Genomic DNA, 18,493 nt, shown 5'->3' with positions numbered 1-18,493 from the left:
TCATGGCAGCAGCGTGGTGATCGACTTGCCCGAGCGCGCGATCGAGGTGATCTCGGCCAGGGTCAGCGCGCGGTTCCAGCTGCCGAACTCGCTGTAGTCGAAGCGGCCGCCGATGGTGTTGCTGGCGTTGCCGTTGCGGTAGCCCGGGCCGTAGCCGCCGTCGCCGTCCTCGTTCAGCGAGAAGCCGTTGTTGAGGCCGTTCAGTGCCGCCACGTAGTCCGCCGTCAGCGTGCCCGAACTGCTCTGCATGCCGAGCACCGGATCGAACACGTAGTAGGTCGCTTTGAGGGCCGGGATGTCGACCGTCATCGCGGCGTAGACCCAGGTGTTGGCGCTGAAATTGAGGTCCTTGTCGCCCAGGCGCGTGCCGCCCTTGCCGATGTTGAAGCGGATGGCGCTGCCGTACTGCCCCAGCGCGATGCCGGGGTTGACGCCGCTGCCCCAGTTCTTGTTCGACACGATCGGCATGCCCGAGCGCGTGGCGTCGGAGCGGAACCAGAAGCCGAAGCTGAAGGAGGTGCTGGTGCTGGTGACCTTCGCGGTCGGGATGCGCAGGCCGCCGTCGCAGGACGCGCAGACCGTGGGCCCGGCGTAGTTGGTCGAGGCCAGCGCGCGGCCCGTGCCCTTGAAGGGCGCATCGCCGGCGGCGGTGTAGACCGGCGCGGCAGCCGTGACCCAGGGCGTGAAGACCGTGCCGGCGTCGATGCGGTCGGCCAGCGCGCCCTGCAGCGCGAACAGGTGCGTGAGGCCGTCGCGCAGGCTGGCGAGCAGCTCGATCGGCGGCTCCGGCTTCTTGTAGTCCAGCGTGGCGCGCAGCGAGGTGGGCACGCTGCCCGCCACTACCGTGTAGTTGTAGGTGTAGAAGCCGCTGGCCGCAGGCTTCATCGCCGTGTCCTCGTAGCCGGTCGCGTCGGCGGGAAGGGTGGCCAGCACTTCGCCGTCGCGCAGCACCGTGAGCGCGGCCGGCGGCGTCGGCAGGGTCCAGCCCAGCACCACGCCACTGCGGGCCTCGTTGGTCGCGGCCTGGAGCTGCCGTACCGCCGACGGGCCGACCAGCGGGCTGCCGTCGATGGCGTAGGCGTTGGCGGCGGGGCGGGCCGACAGGTGGGTCAGCAGCGTGGGCGCGATGTCGGTCGGGGCCGCATAGGCGTACCACGGCGCGATCGCCGTCGGCAGCGTGGGGGGCGCGGTGACCGCGAGGTTGGCGGGACGGTCGAGCGCCACGAAGGTGGCGAGGTTCGACGGCATCGGAATGCCGTCGGCGACGCCGGTGGCGCCCAGGCCATGGGTGCCCGCGACGATCACCAGCCAGTCTTCCTCGGGGTGCGCCTGGCGGCGGCTGGCCAGCGTGGTGCGCACGGCGGCCAGGCGGCGGTCCAGCGTGGCCAGGGCGTTCTGGTAGTCGCTGCCGTAGCCGGCCACGTCGGCGACCTGGGCCGGACCCTGGAAGTCGGCGACCACCAATGCGTAATCGCCGGAGGCGATGGCGGCCGAGGTCTCGCTGCCCACGCAGGCGTCGTCGCCGGCGCAATCCTTGGCCATGTCGAGGTAGCCCGCCGCGCGGTCGGCGCGCAGCAGCTGCGGCAGGCCGCCCCAGCTGGCGATGGTGGCGGTGCGCGCGCCGGCCTGCACGGACTTGAGCTGCTTGAACACCGTGTCGGCGCTGAAGGCCTGGCCTTCGTAGTTGGAGCGGATCTCGTGGCGGTCGGCCCAGGTGCCGGTCAGCAGCGTGGCCCAGCCCGGTCCGGCGGTCGCCTGCTGCTGCGTGGCGCTGCCCAGTACGCCGCCGGTGTAGGCCGGCAGCAGCGTGCCCAGGCCCTGCAGCGCGGGCATGCGCGTCGCGCCCAGCGCCTGTTGCAGGGCTTCGTACTGCACGCCGTCGACGCCGATCAGCAATGCCTTGCTGACCGTCGAGGGCGTGGGGGGCGGTGCAGGAGGATCGACCGGCGTCACGGGCGGCGTGGGCGGCTGCTCCGGCGTGCTCGTGTTGCCACCGCTGCCGCCGCCGCAGGCGGCCAGCAGGACGGCCAGGCTCAGGCCGATGGCGGCGCGGCCCAGGCGGGCGTGGGTTGGATGTTGTTCTCTCACGGGAAGGCTCCGTCGACGACAGGAAGGACAGGCGCGCCGGCGGCTCGGTGCCGCGTGCGCCGGGGAATCAGGAAAAGGGAAAAGAAGGCGGTCGCACCCGGCGACCGCCGCGGTGGCCGCTCAGCGGCCGATGTTCTTGGTCCAGGCCGAGAGGATCGCGTCGCGGTCCTTGGCCGATTGCGCGAAGTCCATCTTGTAGAGCACGGTGCTCAGGTCGGCCGGCAGGCCCGCGGCCTTGGCGGCCTTGGATTGCGGCGCGCCCGGGATCGTGACCATTTCCTTGTACTTGGTGTAGAGCGCGGTGGCGCCGGGCGACAGCGTCCAGTCGAGGAAGCGCTGCGCGTCGGCCTTGTTGCGGGCCTTGGCCATCAGGCCCGAGGCCTCGAGTTCGTAGCCCGCGCCGTCACTCGGGATCACCATCTTCACCGGGTAGCCTTCCTCGACCGACTGCATGGCGGCGAAGGCCAACGAGGTGCCGATGGCGAACTCGCCGGCACGCGCGGCCTTGCACGGGCGCGAACCCGACTTGATGTACTGCGCCACGTTGCCGTCGAGCGTCTTGAGGAACTTCCAGCCTTCGTCGCTGCCCTTGGACTGCAGCAGCGCCGCGATCTGCAGGTAGCCGGTGCCCGAGGACACCGGGTTGGGCATCACGACCTCGCCCTTGTAGACCGGGTTGCTCAGGTCCTTCCAGCTGGTGGGCATGGGCAGGTTCTTGGCCTTGAGCACTTCGGTGTTGACGCAGAAGGCGCCCACGTAGCCGGTGGTGGTGAACCACTTGCCGTCGGCCGCCTTGTTGGCGGGCGCCAGCTTCTCGCTGCCCTTGGCCGCATAGGGCTCGAGCAGCGCGGTGATGCGCGGGTCGAGCATGTTGGTCAGCGCCCAGCCCCAGATCACGTCGTGCTGCGGGTTGGCCGACTCGGCCAGGATGCGCGCACCCAGGTCGCCGGTCGACAGGCGCAGCACCTTCACGTCGACATCGGGCATGTCCTTCTTGGCGGCCGCGACATAGTCCTTGATCTCGTCTTCCTCGAGCGCCGAGTAGACGGTGATGGTGCCGGCGTGCGCGGCGGCGGCCAGCAGGGCGGCGGCGAGCACGGCGGTGGTGCGGAAGCGGGAAGCGAAGGAAGCGATGGTGGACATGGAGGACTCCAGAGTGCAGTGATCGGAAATGGGGCGGAACGGATCGGGGTGCTTCACCAAGATTGGGCGAATAATTGCGTTTGTGCGATTACTGGTAATTTGCAACAATATCCACAAGCACCATTCATGCCACGATATTGATCGATGCGTATGACAACTCCTTGACAACCTTTTGGGTTCTGCCCAGGCCCTTTTCATGTCCTCCAAGCCTTCTCATTTCCCGATCGATCTCCTGTCGCTGGCCGGCCAGCTGGCCGACCTGGCGGCGGCGCATTCGCTACGCACGTTCCGTACCGCCCTGGAGGTCGACCTCAAGGCCGATGCCAGCCCGGTCACGCAGGCCGACCGCGCGGCCGAGGCGGCGATGCGCGCGCTGCTCGAGGTCGAGGTGCCCACGCACGGCATCCTGGGCGAAGAGCACGGCCGCGTGCGCATCGAGGCCGATCACGTCTGGGTGCTCGACCCCATCGACGGCACCAAGAGCTTCATCACCGGCTCGCCGCTGTGGGGCACGCTGATCGCATTGGTGCACCAGGGGCGTGTCGAGATGGGAATGATCGACATGCCGGTGCTGGGCGAACGCTGGGTCGGCCAGGCCGGCCGCGGTGCCCGCTGCAACGGGCGCGCGGTGCATGCCAGCGGCTGCACCACGCTGGCGCAGGCGCGCATCGTCACGACCTCGCCCGATGCCTTCGCGGCCGATGAATGGGCGGCCTACGACGCGCTCAGCAAAGCCTGCGCGATGCGCCGCTTCGGCGGCGACTGCTACGGCTATGCGCAGCTCGCGGGCGGCCACGTCGACCTGGTGGCCGAATGCCAGCTGCAGCCCTACGACTACATGGCGCTGGTCGGCGTGGTGGAAGGCGCGGGCGGCGTGATCACCGACTGGCGCGGGCGTGCGCTGCACATCGGCTCGAACGGCCGCGTGCTGGCGGCCGCCACACCGGCGCTGCATGCGCAGGCGCTGGCACTGCTGGCTGGCGTGCCCGACATCGGCGCCTGAAAACGGCAACGGCCCGCGCTGGGCGGGCCGTCTTTTCTTTTTCGTCTTCAGCGCGTGGCGATCAGAGGCTGGTCGAGCCCATCGCCGGGTCGCTCACCGAATGCTGGCCGGTTTCCACGCGGCCCGCGAAGCGCCGGTAGTAGGCCGGGTCGGCATCGCAGGTCACGGCGAAGTCGTACCAGCGCCCGCTGCCGGCCAGTTCCCAGTGCTGCTCGACCGTGGCGCCGCCGGCCACGGTCGCGGTCCAGGGGCCGTCCTCGCGGTAGGCCTTGGCCTGGAGGCTGAACTTCACCGCCTTCGAACCCGTGTTGTTCATGCTCAGGTAGACGTTGCCGTTGGCGATGTCGTAGCAGACGCGCACTTCGGGGATGGCCGCCTTGCTGTCGCGCAGCTGCTTCAGGTCGCCCTTGAAGTGGCGATGGAAGCCGTTGGGGCCCAGCACCCAGAGGTCGTAGAGGCCGTCGTCGCCCGCCGTGCTCCAGGCGTCGTCCAGCGTCTTGCCGGCCTCCACCATGTAGCGACGCGGCAGCCGGTCGAGGTGCTTCTGGTCGTAGACATGGAACACCGCACCGGCCTTGCCGGTGTTGGCAAACAGCAGGCGTGCGTTGCCGCTCAGCGCATCGGCGCGAGCGCTCACGTGCAGTTCGTAGGGCAGGGCGCGCGAGGGGCGGGTGCCGGTGGCCTGCGTCGGTCGCACGGCCGTGCCGGGCAACGCCACCTGTGTCAATGCATCCTGGGCTGCGCGCAACGTGTCGGCATCGCTCCGGGTCTTGCGGCCGGCGAGCGTGGGCAGTACTTCGGAGTTCGGCGTTGCAAAGTTGAAAGCACTGGTGAGATCGCCGCACACCGCGCGCCGGAATGGACTGATGTTCGTCTCCTTGACGCCGAAACGGGCCTCCAGGAAGCGCAGCACGGAGGTATGGTCGAACGCTTGCGAATTGACCCAGCCGCCGCGGCTCCAGGGCGAGATGACGTACATCGGCACCCGCATTCCGGGGCCGTACACGCGGCCGTCTGGCGTGTCCTGGTCGACCGTTCCGGGAGGCGCGGGATGGTTGAAGTACTCGAAGGCCATGTCGGCATCGCTCAGCGTGCTTTTGCCGGCAGCCTTGCCGCTGGCGTCTTTCGACGGTGCGGCGGGAGAGGGAATGTGGTCGAAGAAACCGTCGTTCTCGTCGAAGTTGACGATCAGCACCGTCTTGCTCCAGACCTCGGGCACGGCGGTGAGGGCGTCCAGGACTTCCTGGATGTACCAGGCACCTTGCACGGGGCTGGACGGGCTCGGGTGCTCGGAGTAGGTCGACGGGGCGACGATCCAGCTGACGTTCGGCAGCTTTCGGTTCAGGATGTCCTGCTTGAAAGTGCCGAGAAAGCCGCCGTCCGGCATCGTGTTGGCGATGCCCTTGTAGAGTGGATTGCCGACGTTGTCGGTCGCTGGGTCATAGGCGGGTGAAACGACGTTGCCGTCGTGGCTCACGGGCTTGCCGGAAGCCTCGTTCGCACGCCGGTACTGCTTGAAGCCCACCAGCGAGTTGTCGGTGTAGTTCGACGGCATGTTCTGGTAGACGATCCAGCTCACGCCGGCCTTCTCGAGGCGCTCGGGATAGGTGGTCCAGTCGTAGCCGCTGGTCGAGGGGCCGATGTCGTCCCATTCGTTGGTGACCATGGCGACGTTGGCGCCGGTTGGGCCGTTGGTGCCCGTCCACAGGAAGGTCCGGTTGGAATTGGTGCCGGTGTGCATTGCACAGTGGTAGGCATCGCATACGGTGAACGCATTGGTCAGGGCGAACTGGAACGGCAACTCCGCTTCCTTGTAGTAGCCCATCGATTGGGTGAAAGGATCTTTCGAGGTCTTCTTATAGGTCGGCCACTGGCTCAAGCGACCGCCGTCCCAGGCGTTCTGGCCGTCGTTCCAGTCGTGTGGCGTGCCCTTGACGCGCAGCGCATTGCCTTTGGAGCTGTCAAGGTAATACGGTGTCACGATCTGGCCGGCCAGGTATTCCTGATCCCACACCGTACGCCCGTTGGGCAGCGGAATGGTGAATCGATCACCGAAGCCTCGCACGCCTTTCAGGGTGCCGAAGTAATGGTCGAAGGAGCGGTTCTCCTGCATCAGAATCACGACGTGCTCGACGTCCATGATGGTGCCGGTCGTGTTGTTCGCCTCGATGGCGAGCGCGCGGCGGATGCTGGGCGGGAAGGCGGCCAGCGTGGCGGCGGCCATGCCGGTGGTGGCGGTGCTGCGCAGGAAGTTGCGGCGTGAGGCCATGGTGTTGTGCCTTGTTTTCTGGACGAGGGGTTCAGGGCGCGCAGCGCATCTCGGGCTTGACGGTGGGGTCCGTCGGCGTGCCGGGGTCGGTCGGCGTGGTCGGGGTCGTGGTGGGCGGTGTCGGCGTGCTGCCACCGCTGCCGCCACCGCAGGCGGCGAGCACGCCGGTCAGCAGCACGATCGCGGCAGCGGCCGCCAGCCGCTGGGCGGGGGCACGCAGGAAAGAGGGCGTGGAGGTCATCGAGGGTTTCCTGAAATTGAAGGAATGGGGAACCGGGCGTTGAGGCGCATCCATGGAGTTGCAACAAAATCCACAACTACCATTTGCGCCGCAATCTTCTGCCCCGTTCGTGACAGGCGATTGACACCACGATGTCATCGCGCGCTGGGTCAAATGCATCGAAGCCATTGCGGTCGCGGCGATGCGCTCCTAGAATCCATCCCGCTCCGGGGCGCACGTGCAACGTGCTGAGATGGCGATACCTATCGCTGATCCCGCGAACTTGAACCGGTTAGTACCGGCGTAAGAAGAGCTGCAGTTCCCCTGGTCCACAGGTCCCCTTTTTTCTCGATGGGGCCGTGGGTCCGTCGAGCGATTGCGGAGCACCCATTCAAACCAGGAGTGCCCCATGAACGCCATCGACAACTTCGCCTCGCTGCTCACGCTCACACGCGAGCCCTTCCCCGCCTCGACCAAGACCTTCATCACCGGCAGCCGGCCCGACCTGCGCGTGCCGGTGCGCGACGTCGCGCTGAGCAACGGCGAATGCGTGTCGCTCTACGACACCTCGGGTCCGTACACCGACGCCACGGTCGACATCGATGTGCGCCGTGGCCTGCCCGACCTGCGCGGCGCCTGGATCGCCGAGCGCGGCGACACCGAAGGCTACGAGGGCCGCGTGCGCGTGGCGCTCGACGATGGCGGCAAGAGCGAAGAGAGCGAGCGCATCGCGCAACTGCGTGCCGACGCGGCCGCGCTGCAGCGCGCACCGCGGCGCGCCAGGAGCGGCGCCAACGTGACGCAGATGCACTACGCGCGCCGCGGCATCGTCACGCCCGAGATGGAGTACGTGGCGCTGCGCGAGAACGGCAAGCGCGAATGGATGGCCGAGTACCTGGCCCACGAGGAGCGCGCCAAGCGCGTGATGGGCAACCCGATGGGCGCGCGCATCCCGAAGATCATCACGCCCGAGTTCGTGCGCGACGAGGTGGCACGTGGCCGCGCGATCATTCCCGCGAACATCAACCACCCCGAGGTCGAGCCGATGGCCATCGGGCGCAACTTCAAGGTCAAGATCAACGCCAACATCGGCAACTCGGCCGTGACCTCGAGCATCGAGGAAGAGGTGGAAAAGCTGGTGTGGGCGATCCGCTGGGGCGCCGACAACGTGATGGACCTGTCGACCGGCAAGAACATCCACACCACGCGCGACTGGATCGTGCGCAACAGCCCCGTGCCCATCGGCACCGTGCCGATCTACCAGGCGCTGGAGAAGGTGGGCGGCGTGGCCGAGGACCTGACCTGGGCGATCTTCCGCGACACGCTGATCGAGCAGGCCGAGCAGGGCATCGACTACTTCACCATCCATGCGGGCGTGCGCCTACCCTTCATCCACCTCACGGCCGACCGCATGACCGGCATCGTCTCGCGCGGCGGCTCGATCATGGCCAAGTGGTGCATCGCGCACCACAAGGAGAGCTTCCTGTACGAGCACTTCGAGGACATCTGCGACATCATGAAGGCCTACGACGTGAGCTTCTCGCTGGGCGACGGCCTGCGGCCGGGCTCGGGCGCCGACGCCAACGACGAGGCGCAGTTCGCCGAGCTGCGCACTTTGGGCGAGCTCACGCAGGTGGCCTGGAAGCACGACGTGCAGACCATGATCGAAGGCCCGGGCCATGTGCCGATGCACATGATCCAGGCCAACATGGACGAGCAGCTCAAGCACTGCCACGAAGCGCCCTTCTACACGCTGGGCCCGCTGACCATCGACATCGCGCCCGGGTATGACCACATCTCGAGCGCCATCGGCGCGGCCATGATCGGCTGGGCGGGGACGGCGATGCTCTGCTACGTAACGCCCAAGGAGCACCTGGGCCTGCCGGACCGCGACGACGTGAAGCAGGGGATCATCGCGTACAAGATCGCGGCGCATGCGGCCGATGTGGCCAAGGGGCATCCGGGGGCGCGCTCGCGCGACGATGCGCTGAGCAAGGCGCGCTTCGAGTTCCGCTGGCAGGACCAGTTCAACCTCGGGCTCGACCCGGACACGGCGCGTGAGTTCCATGACGAGACGCTGCCGAAGGATTCGAGCAAGGTGGCGCACTTCTGTTCGATGTGCGGGCCGAAGTTTTGTTCGATGAAGATTACGCAGGAGGTGAGGGAGTACGCGGCTGCGAAAGGGGTTGCTGAGGCGCAGGCTTTGAGTGATGGGATGTTGGAGAAGTCGGAGGAGTTTGCTGCTGGAGGGGGGGAGATCTACATACCGATTCGTTCGGTGGGCTGATTTCGGCGTTGTGCTTTGTTGGAGGCAGGGGCCGGGACTCGCCCCGGCGGGCGACTCACTTTTCTTTGCTTCGCCAAAGAAAAGTAAGCAAAAGAAAGGCGACCCCACCGTCTGCGACCCTTCCGCTTCGCTCCAGGGCACCCTGCGGTGCTCACGTTTCGCGGGGTCTCGCAGAACTCGCTTCGCTCAAACAACTGCGAGCCCTGATCCGCGAAACGCTGCGCTCCTCAGCGCATCCAGAGGGGCTTGAAGAGCATCCGGGCCTTTGCTTCGCTCGGCCTCCAACGCACCACAGGCGCGAAGCGCCTGTGGTGCTGAGAATCTGCGGGCAGGTTGTTGGTATTTCTCTTCTTCTGGCCGAGCGAAGCGATGGCCCGTTCGGTTCCCGTTTCCAAATCCCTTCTGGCTGCGCCGAGGAGCGCAGCGGTTCGCGGATCAGGGCTCGCGATTGTCTGAGCGAAGCGAGTTCGAGCGAGACCCCGCGAACCGCGAGCACCGCAGGTTGCCCGGAGCGAAGCGGAGGGTCGCAGACAGCAGGGTCGCCTTTCTTTTGCCTACGTTTCTTTGGCGAAGCAAAGAAAAGTAGGTCGCCTGCCGGGGCGAGACCCGGCTCCCCCTTCCAAAGAAGCTAACGGACGACCGACCATGCTGACAGTCAAGAACATCCACCAGTACTACGGCGGCTCCCACATCCTCCGCGACCTCAGCTTCGAAGCCAGGCTCGGCAAGGTCACCGTCCTGCTGGGCCGCAACGGCGTCGGCAAGACCACGCTGCTGAAATCGCTGATGGGCCTGGTCCCCATCAAGAGCGGCAGCATCGAGTTCGACGGCCAGCCGATCCAGAAGAAGACGCCTTACGACAGGGCCCGGGCCGGCATGGGCTTCGTCCCCCAGGGACGGGAGATCTTCGCGCGCCTCACAGTCGAGGAGAACCTGCGCATGGGCCTGGCCTACAAGAGCGGCAGCACCCCGATCCCGGCCGAGCTGTTCGAGCTCTTCCCCGTGCTCAAGCAGATGATCCACCGCCGAGGCGGCGACCTGTCCGGCGGCCAGCAGCAGCAGCTCGCCATCGCGCGCGCCCTGGCACCGAAACCCAAGCTGCTGATCCTCGACGAGCCCACCGAGGGCATCCAGCCCTCGATCATCAAGGACATCGGCCGCGTGATCCGCATGCTGGCCGACCGCGGCGACATGGCGATCGTGCTGTGCGAGCAGTACTACGACTTCGCGCAGGAACTGGCCGACGACTACCTGGTGATGGAGCGCGGTGAGGTGATCGCGCGCGGGCTGGGCAAGGACATGGAAGCCGACGGCGTGCGCCAGCTGGTCGCCATCTGATCCCCTGCGGCCGGGCGCGGCGAAACTGACAGAACCGTCATAAATCCGACAGCGTGCGGTCTGTGCCGGGTGCCTAGAGTGCATCCACCATGGACGCATCCGATGCCGCACGCGCGCCACGACCGGCGCGCCTTCTCCGTTTTCCACCTCCCGCGCTGAGCCTGCTCGCGCTGGCGACACTGCTGCTCGCGGGCTGCGCGGTCGGTCCCGACTACGTCCGCCCGCAGCTGGACCTGCCGCTCGCCTACAAGGAAAGCGGCGGCCCCTGGAAAGCCGCCGCCCCGCAGGCCATCGACGCCAGCCACCCCTGGTGGGACGCCTACGGCGACCCCACGCTGGGCGCGCTGATCGTGCGGGCCAACGCGGCCAACCAGAACCTCCGCGTGGCCGAGGCCCAGTACCGCCAGGCGCAGGCCATCACCGCGTCGGCGCGTGCCAACTTCTACCCGAGCGTGGGCCTCAACGCCGGCGCCACCCGTGCGCAGAGCAACAGCACCGGCGCCGTCCGGCTCGGCACCACCGACACCCTGGGCCTGGGCGCCAGCTGGGAGCCCGACCTCTGGGGTGCGGTGCGCCGCTCGGTCGAGGCGGGCAGTGCCAGCGAGCAGGCCAGCGCCGACGACCTGGCGGGCGCGCGCCTGAGCATCCAGACCACGCTCGCGCAGGACTACCTGCAGGTGCGCGTGATCGACCTGCAGCGCGACCTCTACGCCAGCACCACCGCGGCCTATGCCAAGGCGCTGGAGCTCACGCAGCACCAGTACGCCGCCGGCACCGTGCTGCGCTCCGACGTGGCGCTGGCCGAAAGCCAGCTCAAGACCGCGCAGGCCCAGGCCGTGGACCTCGAAGCCCAGCGGGCGCAACTCGAGCATGCGATCGCGGTGCTCACGGGGCAGGCGCCCGCGTCGTTCTCGCTGGCGCCGCTCGCCGCGACCTCGCAGCCGCCGACCGCCGAGACGCTGTCCTCTTCGGCCGCGCTCAAGCTCCAGCTGCCGGTCACGCCGACCGGCCTGCCGTCGCAACTGCTGGAGCGCCGCCCCGACATCGCCGGCGCCGAGCGCCGCGTGCAGGCCGCCAACGCCAACATCGGCGTGGCCAAGGCCGCGTACTTTCCGCAGATCACGCTCAGCGCCAGCGGCGGCTTCAGTGCGGCCAGCCTGGCCACGCTGTTCGACACGCCCAGCCGCGTCTGGTCGCTGGGCGCGGTGCTGGCGCAGACCGTGTTCGACGGCGGCCTGCGCAAGGCGCACACCGACCAGGCCGTGGCCGCCTACGACGCCTCGGTCGCGCAATACAAGCAGACCGTGCTCGGGGGCTTCCAGCAGGTGGAAGACAACCTCGCCACGCTGCGCGTGCTCGACCGCGAATCCGCCTTGCAGGCCGACGCCGTGCGCGCCGCGCAGCTCGCCGAGCGGCTAGCACTGAGCCAGTACCGCGCCGGCACCGCCACCTACCTGAGCGTCGTGACGGCGCAGACGCTCTCGCTGACCAACCAGCGCACCGCCGCGCAGGTGCTCGGCCGCCAGCTGGCCGCCAGCGTCTCGCTGATCGCGGCCACGGGCGGCGGCTGGAGCGCCGCCACCGACCTGCCCCCGCCTTCCGGAAGCTGATGCCATGACCTCCACAAGCCCTCTTCTTCAACGCCGCGCGACCTGGCTCGCGGGCGCCGTGCTGCTGCTCCTGCTGGGCGGCGCCGCCTGGTCGGTGCACCCCGTCGCCTTCGCGGCCAAGCCCGAGGCCAAGGTGCCGCCGGTGCAGGTGACGACCACGCGCGTCAAGCGGCAGGACGTGCAGGTCTACCGCGCGGGCATCGGCACCGTGAGCTCGATGGCCACGGTCACGGTCAAGGCCCGCATCGACGGCCAGCTCGACAAGGTCGGCTTCGCCGAAGGGCAGGACGTGCAGGCGGGCCAATTGCTGGCCCAGCTCGATCCGCGCACGCTGCAGGCGCAGCTGGCGCAGGCCAAGGCCGCGCGCGCCAAGGACCAGGCCCAGTTGACCAACGCGCGCGCCGACCTGCAGCGCTACACCACGCTGATCGCCCAGGACGCCGCCACGCAGCAGCAGCTCGACACCCAGAAGGCGCTGGTCGCGCAGCTCGATGCGGCGGTGCTGACCGACAGCGCGGCCGTGCAGTACGCCGAGGTGCAGCTGAGCTTCACCCGCATCGTCTCGCCGATCAGCGGCCGCGCGGGTGCGCGGCTGGTCGACCCGGGCAACATCGTGCATGCGGCCGATGCCAACGGCCTGGTCGTGATCAACCAGATCGACCCGATCGCCGTGCAGTTCACGCTGCCGGAAGACGCGGTGCAGGACATCCACCGCGCGCAGCAGCAGCCGGAGCGGGGCGGCCAGCCCTTGGGCGTGGTGGCCTACGACCGCAGCGGCACCGACCGGCTCGGCACCGGCAAGCTGATCCTGCTGAACAACCAGATCGATACCAGCACCGGCACCGTGCAGCTCAAAGGCAGCTTCGCCAACCCGCAGCACACGCTGTGGCCGGGGCAGTTCGTCAACGTGCAACTGCAGCTGGGCCTGCGCAAGAACGCGCTCACCGTGCCGGCCGCGGCGGTGCAGCGCGGCCAGGACGCGACCTACGTCTGGACCGTGGGCGACGACGACACGGTGGCCAGCGTGCCGGTGCACGTGGCGCAGATCGCCGACGGCACGGCCGTGATCGACAAGGGCCTGCTGGAAGGCCAGCGGGTGGTGCTCGACGGCCAGTACAAGCTGCGCCCGGGCGCGACGGTCACCGAGCCGCCGGCCAAGGCCGCCGCCGGCGCAGGGGCCGCCAAGTGAGCATTTCCGCCGGCTTCATCAAGCGCCCGATCGGCACCACGCTGCTGGCGCTGGCGATCCTGCTGGTCGGCGCGGCGGTGTTCCCGCTGCTGCCGGTGGCGCCGCTGCCGCAGGTCGACTTCCCGACCATCCAGGTCTCGGCGACGCTGCCCGGTGCCAGTCCCGAGACCATGGCGTCGAACGTGGCGCAGCCGCTCGAGCGGCAGTTCTCGCTGATCGCGGGGCTGTCGCAGATGACTTCCACCAGCGGCCTGGGCTCGACCCAGATCACGCTGCAGTTCGACCTCGACCGCAGCATCGACGCGGCCGCGCTCGACGTGCAGGCGGCGATCAACGCCTCGACCGGCCAGTTGCCGGCCAACCTGCCGAGCCCGCCGACCTTCCGCAAGGTCAACCCGGCCGACTCGCCGATCCTGATCCTCGCGGTGCAGTCGAAGACACTGCCGCTGACCGAGGTCAACGACTTCGCCGACAACATCCTGGCGCAGCAGATCTCGCAGATCGCGGGCGTGGGCCTGGTCAACATCGGTGGCGCGCAGAAGCCCGCGGTGCGGGTGCAGGTCGACCCGGCCCGGATGGCCGCGCTGGGCATGAGCCTGGAAGACGTGCGCGGCGTGATCGCGACGGCGACCGTGAATGCGCCCAAGGGCACGATCGACGGGCCGAACCAGAGCTTCACGGTCTACACCAACGACCAGCTGCTCAAGGCGGCGCCCTGGAACGACCTGATCCTGGCCTACCGCAACGGCGCACCGGTGCGCGTGCGCGACATCGGCGTGGCGGTCGATGCGCCCGAGAACGCCAAGATCGCAGGCTGGGCCTACGCCGGCGCCGGCGCGGCCAAGGACGGCACGGTGCAGGACGGTCGCTCGATCGTGCTGGCGATCACCAAGCAGCCCGGCGCCAACGTGATCGAGACCGTCGACCGCATCAACGCCGCGCTGCCGCGGCTCAAGGCGTCGATCCCGCCCACGGTCGAGGTCAACGCGATCATCGACCGCACGCAGACCATACGGGCCTCGGTGAAAGACGTCGAGTTCACGCTGCTGCTGACCATCGCGCTGGTGGTGGCGGTGATCTTCGTGTTCCTGCGCAACGTGCCCGCCACGCTGATCCCGAGCGTGACCGTGCCGCTCGCGCTGCTGGGCACGGTCGCGGTGATGTACCTGCTGGGCTACAGCCTGGACAACCTGTCGCTGATGGCGCTGACCATCGCGGTGGGCTTCGTGGTGGACGATGCCATCGTGATGCTCGAGAACATCTACCGCTACGTGGAAGAGGGCATGACGCCGATGGAAGCGGCCTACAAGGGCGCGGGCGAGATCGGCTTCACCATCATCTCGATCTCGGTGTCGCTGATCGCGGTGTTCATCCCGTTGCTGCTGATGGGCGGCATCGTGGGCCGGCTGTTCCGCGAGTTCGCGGTCACGGTGACGCTGACCATCGTGGTGTCGGTGGTGATCTCGCTCACGCTCACGCCCATGCTGTGCTCACGCTTCCTCAAGAACGAGCATGCGCGCCGGCACGGCCGGATGTACCAGCTCTTCGAGCGCGGCTTCGACGCCATGCTGGGCGGCTACAAGCGCGGCCTGCACGTGGTGCTGCGCCACCAGTTCCTCACGCTCATGGTGTTCATCGCCACGGTGGCGGCCACCGGCGTGCTGTTCGTGGTCATTCCCAAGGGCTTCTTCCCGCAGCAGGACACGGGCTTCATCTCGGGCTTCGCCGAATCGGCGCAGGACACGTCCTTCTCGTCGATGAACCGGCGCATGGTCGCGCTGGCCGACGTGGTGCGCCAGGACCCCGACGTGACCGGCTTCGGCATGAACGGCAGCTCGTCGACCTTCAACAGCGGCAACTTCTTCATCAGCCTGAAGCCCAAGGAAGACGGCCGCACCGCCACGGCCGACGAGATCATCGCGCGGCTGCGGCCGCAGCTCGCCAAGGTGCAGGGCGTGAACCTGTTCCTGCAGGCCGGCCAGGACATCCGCGTGGGCGCGCGGGCCTCGCGCACGCAGTACCAGTACACGGTGACCGACTCGAACCTCGACGAGCTCAACACCTGGGCGCCGAAGCTGCTGCAGCGCTTCCGCCAGCTGCCCGAGCTGACCGACCTGGCCTCGGACCAGCAGAACGCAGCCGCCTCGGCGGTGCTCACCATCGACCGCGACCGCGCGTCGAGCTTCGGCATCACGCCGGCCACCATCGACGCCACGCTCTACGACGCGATCGGCCAGCGCCAGGTGGCCCAGTACTTCACACAGCTCAACAGCTACCACGTGGTGCTCGAGGTCACGCCTGCGCTGCAGCAGGACCCGTCGCTGTTCGGCAAGCTCTACCTCAACTCGCCGCTGACCGGCCAGCAGGTGCCGCTGTCGACCTTCGTCAAGGTCGACACCAGCAAGACCGCCTACCTGGCGATCAACCACCAGGGCCAGTTCCCGGCTGTGACGATCTCCTTCAACCTCGCGCCGGGCCATGCGCTGGGCGATGCGGTCAATGCCATCCACAAGGCGCAGGCCGACATGGGCCTGCCGCAGTCGCTCAGCGGCGCCTTCCAGGGCACGGCGCAGGCCTTCCAGGACTCGCTGTCCTCGCAGCCCTACCTGATCGCGGCGGCGCTGGTGGCGGTGTACATCGTGCTGGGCCTGCTCTACGAGAGCTACATCCACCCGCTGACGATCCTCTCGACGCTGCCCTCGGCCGGCGTGGGCGCGCTGCTGATCCTGATGGCCGGCGGCTACGACCTGAGCGTGATCGCGCTGATCGGCATCATCCTGCTGATCGGCATCGTGAAGAAGAACGGCATCATGATGATCGACTTCGCGCTCAAGGCCGAGCGCGAGCAGGGCATGGCGCCGCAGGAGGCGATCTACCAGGCCTGCCTGCTGCGCTTCCGCCCGATCATGATGACGACCATGTGCGCGCTGCTCTCGGGCCTGCCGCTGATGCTGGGCCACGGCTCGGGCTCCGAGCTGCGCCGGCCGCTGGGCTACGCGATGGTCGGCGGTCTGATACTGTCGCAGGCACTCACCCTGTTCACGACACCCGTGGTCTACCTCTACCTCGACCGAGCCCACTTCTGGTTCCAGCGCCGCAAGGACGCGCGCGCCGCGCGCAAGGCCGCCCGCACGGAACAAGGGGAGGCCACGGCCACGCCATGAAGATCCTGATCGTCGAGGACGAGCTCAAGACCGCCGACTACCTGCACAAGGGGTTGAGCGAGCAGGGCTGCGCGGTCGACATGGCGCACAACGGGCTCGACGGCCAGCACCTAGCGCTGGAGCACGACTACGACGTGATCGTGCTCGACGCGATGCTGCCCGGCCTCGACGGCTTCTCGGTGCTGCGCGCGCTGCGCACGGTCAAGCAGACGCCGGTGATCATGCTGACCGCGCGCGACAGCGTGGAAGACCGCATCAAGGGCCTGCACGACGGCGCCGACGACTACCTGATCAAGCCCTTCTCCTTCCTCGAGCTGCTGGCACGGCTGCAGGCGCTCAACCGGCGCGGCCGCACGCAGGAGCCGATGCAGCTGCGGATCGCCAACCTGCAGATCGACCTGCTGGGGCGCAAGGCCTTCCGCGGCGGCACGCGCATCGACCTCACGGCCAAGGAGTTCGCACTGCTGGCGGTGCTGGCGCGGCGCCAGGGCGAGATCCTGTCGAAGACGGCCATCGCCGAGCTGGTCTGGGACATGAACTTCGACAGCAACACCAACGTGGTCGAGGTCGCGATCAAGCGGCTGCGCGACAAGATCGACGTGCCCTTCGCGGCCTCCTCGCCCAAGCTGCTGCACACCATCCGCGGCATGGGCTACGTGCTGGAGCTGCGCGCGGAGGAGGGCGCGGCGCCATGAAGCGCTCGATCGCCGCGCGGCTGGTGCTGATGTTCGTCGCGGCCTCGCTCGCGACCTTCGCGCTGGTCGGCGCGGCGCTGCAGGGCGTGCTCACGCGCGAGCTGGAGCGCCACCAGTACGAGGAGCTCGACACCACGCTCAAGAGCCTGCAGTTCTGGATCCAGTCGATCGGCACGCCCGAGCGCTGGGCGCGGGTGCAGGCGCGCATGGATGCGCTCACGCCCGAGGACGGCAGCGTGCGCTTCTGGGTGCTGAGCGACGACCCGCGCTTCCAGTACGGCAAGGGCCTGGCCGAGATCGACGGCCTGGTGCGCGAGGCCGACGGTCGCAACAGCGACGTGATGCTGCCGGGCCAGGAGCGGCCCTTCCGCACGCTGTCGGTCCACATCCCGCCCTTCGAGAGCCGGCCGGCGGTGCGGCTGGTGGTCGGGCGCAATTCCGAGCCCTACGCGCGCACCCGCGAGACCTTCCTGAGCGCGCTGGTCGCGCTGGGCCTGGGCTCGGTGTTGGTGGTGGCGCTGGCGGGCTACTGGATCGCGCGGGTGGGGCTGCGCCCGCTCGATCGCCTGTCGCAGGAAGCGCAGGCCCTGCGGCCCAAGACGCTGTCGCAGCGGCTGCAGGCCGAGGCGCTGCCGGTCGAGCTCTCGGCGCTGGCCGAGGCCTTCAACGGCGCGCTGGCACGGCTCGAGCAGGCCTATGCGCAGCTCGAGGCCTTCAACGCCGACGTGGCGCACGAGCTGCGCACCCCGCTGGCCAACCTGATCGGCGGCACCCAGGTGGCGCTGTCGCGGCAGCGCCCCGCGCCCGAGCTGCAGGAGGTGCTGGCCTCGAACCTCGAGGATCTCGAGCGGCTGCGCTCGATCGTCAACGACATGCTGTTCCTGGCCCGCGCCGACCGCGGCGAGGTCGCCACCGGCCTGGTGGGGGTGCCGATCGCCGAGGAGGTGCGCAAGACCATCGAGTTCTTCGAGTTCGTGCTCGACGACAAGGGGGTGAAGGTGCGCGTCGAGGGCGACCTGGGCGCCGCGGCGCGCATCGAGCGCGCGCTGTTCCGGCGCGCGATGTCGAACCTGCTGCAGAACGCGATCGAGCATTCCGAAGCCGGCGCCGACGTGTCGGTGGCGCTGGACGCGCAGGCCGACGCCACCTGGATCCGGGTGTCCAACCCGGGCGAGCCGATCGCGCCGGCGCACATCGGGCAGCTCTTCGACCGCTTCTACCGGGTCGACGAATCGCGGCGCGGCCAGGGCGAGCACCACGGCCACGGCCTGGGCCTGGCGATCGTGAAGGCGGTGGCGGCGATGCACGGCGGGCAGGTCGGTGTCCGCAGCGAAGGGGGCATCAACACCTTCGGCTTCAGCGTGTCGCACTCGCCGGCACCGGCCGGCGAGGACGCCTCGGCGCAGGCGGGCGCTCGGGAAATACCGGGCCCGCTGCAGGATCGGCCCGCTCGTGATACGGTTGGGAACCTAGGGTAACTACCCATC

12 protein-coding genes and 1 riboswitch are annotated in these 18,493 nt (G+C 68.6%); of the genes, 8 read left to right on the top strand and 4 right to left on the bottom strand.

Going from position 1 to position 18,493, the window contains the following annotated elements:
• On the bottom strand, positions 1 to 2,088 hold the full coding sequence (locus K0H49_RS30940; RefSeq protein WP_219209958.1) for a LamG domain-containing protein: 2,088 nt from the start codon (positions 2,086 to 2,088) through the stop codon (positions 1 to 3).
• A 120-nt stretch (positions 2,089 to 2,208) separates the two neighbouring features.
• The gene (locus K0H49_RS04660) at positions 2,209 to 3,231 is read right to left on the bottom strand and encodes an ABC transporter substrate-binding protein (protein ID WP_183027436.1); all 1,023 of its coding nucleotides are present in this window, start codon (positions 3,229 to 3,231) and stop codon (positions 2,209 to 2,211) included.
• A gap of 196 nt (positions 3,232 to 3,427) precedes the next feature.
• Here K0H49_RS04660 and hisN point away from each other — a divergent pair, with 196 nt between their 5' ends.
• A complete protein-coding gene (gene hisN / locus K0H49_RS04655) occupies positions 3,428 to 4,234 on the top strand; it encodes a histidinol-phosphatase (RefSeq protein WP_219209957.1) in 807 nt (268 codons plus the stop codon).
• Positions 4,235 to 4,295: 61 nt separating this feature from the next.
• On the opposite strand, the gene K0H49_RS04650 is transcribed toward hisN, so the two are convergent.
• Positions 4,296 to 6,503 carry a phosphocholine-specific phospholipase C gene (locus K0H49_RS04650; protein WP_219209956.1) on the bottom strand — a complete coding sequence of 736 codons (2,208 nt, stop codon included), beginning with the start codon at positions 6,501 to 6,503 and terminating at the stop codon, positions 4,296 to 4,298.
• A gap of 31 nt (positions 6,504 to 6,534) precedes the next feature.
• Complete coding sequence (locus K0H49_RS04645; protein ID WP_219209955.1) at positions 6,535 to 6,744, bottom strand: hypothetical protein; 210 nt, start codon at positions 6,742 to 6,744, stop codon at positions 6,535 to 6,537.
• A gap of 197 nt (positions 6,745 to 6,941) precedes the next feature.
• Positions 6,942 to 7,050, top strand: a riboswitch (TPP riboswitch).
• An 82-nt stretch (positions 7,051 to 7,132) separates the two neighbouring features.
• On the opposite strand from K0H49_RS04645, the gene thiC reads away from it, so the two are divergent.
• From thiC to K0H49_RS04610, 7 genes are all read left to right on the top strand, one after another.
• Entirely contained in the window at positions 7,133 to 9,010 is a 1,878-nt protein-coding gene (gene thiC, locus K0H49_RS04640; RefSeq protein ID WP_219209954.1) for a phosphomethylpyrimidine synthase ThiC, read from the top strand.
• A 645-nt stretch (positions 9,011 to 9,655) separates the two neighbouring features.
• Complete coding sequence (gene urtE / locus K0H49_RS04635; RefSeq protein WP_219209953.1) at positions 9,656 to 10,348, top strand: urea ABC transporter ATP-binding subunit UrtE; 693 nt, start codon at positions 9,656 to 9,658, stop codon at positions 10,346 to 10,348.
• A gap of 89 nt (positions 10,349 to 10,437) precedes the next feature.
• Entirely contained in the window at positions 10,438 to 11,958 is a 1,521-nt protein-coding gene (locus tag K0H49_RS04630; RefSeq protein WP_219209952.1) for an efflux transporter outer membrane subunit, read from the top strand.
• Between the two features lie 4 nt (positions 11,959 to 11,962).
• On the top strand, positions 11,963 to 13,147 hold the full coding sequence (locus K0H49_RS04625; protein ID WP_219209951.1) for an efflux RND transporter periplasmic adaptor subunit: 1,185 nt from the start codon (positions 11,963 to 11,965) through the stop codon (positions 13,145 to 13,147).
• A complete protein-coding gene (locus K0H49_RS04620; RefSeq protein ID WP_219209950.1) occupies positions 13,144 to 16,311 on the top strand; it encodes an efflux RND transporter permease subunit in 3,168 nt (1,055 codons plus the stop codon). The genes K0H49_RS04625 and K0H49_RS04620 overlap by 4 nt, the downstream gene beginning before the upstream one ends.
• A complete protein-coding gene (locus K0H49_RS04615) occupies positions 16,308 to 17,006 on the top strand; it encodes a heavy metal response regulator transcription factor (RefSeq protein WP_219209949.1) in 699 nt (232 codons plus the stop codon). Before K0H49_RS04620 ends, K0H49_RS04615 begins: the two co-directional genes overlap by 4 nt.
• A complete protein-coding gene (locus K0H49_RS04610; RefSeq protein WP_219209948.1) occupies positions 17,003 to 18,484 on the top strand; it encodes a heavy metal sensor histidine kinase in 1,482 nt (493 codons plus the stop codon). The genes K0H49_RS04615 and K0H49_RS04610 overlap by 4 nt, the downstream gene beginning before the upstream one ends.
• The last annotated feature ends 9 nt before the right edge of the window (positions 18,485 to 18,493 follow it).

It is taken from the genome of Variovorax boronicumulans (genome assembly GCF_019352895.1).
Taxonomy (GTDB): domain Bacteria; phylum Pseudomonadota; class Gammaproteobacteria; order Burkholderiales; family Burkholderiaceae_C; genus Variovorax; species Variovorax boronicumulans_A.
This window is presented reverse-complemented; position numbering and strand designations above follow the sequence as displayed.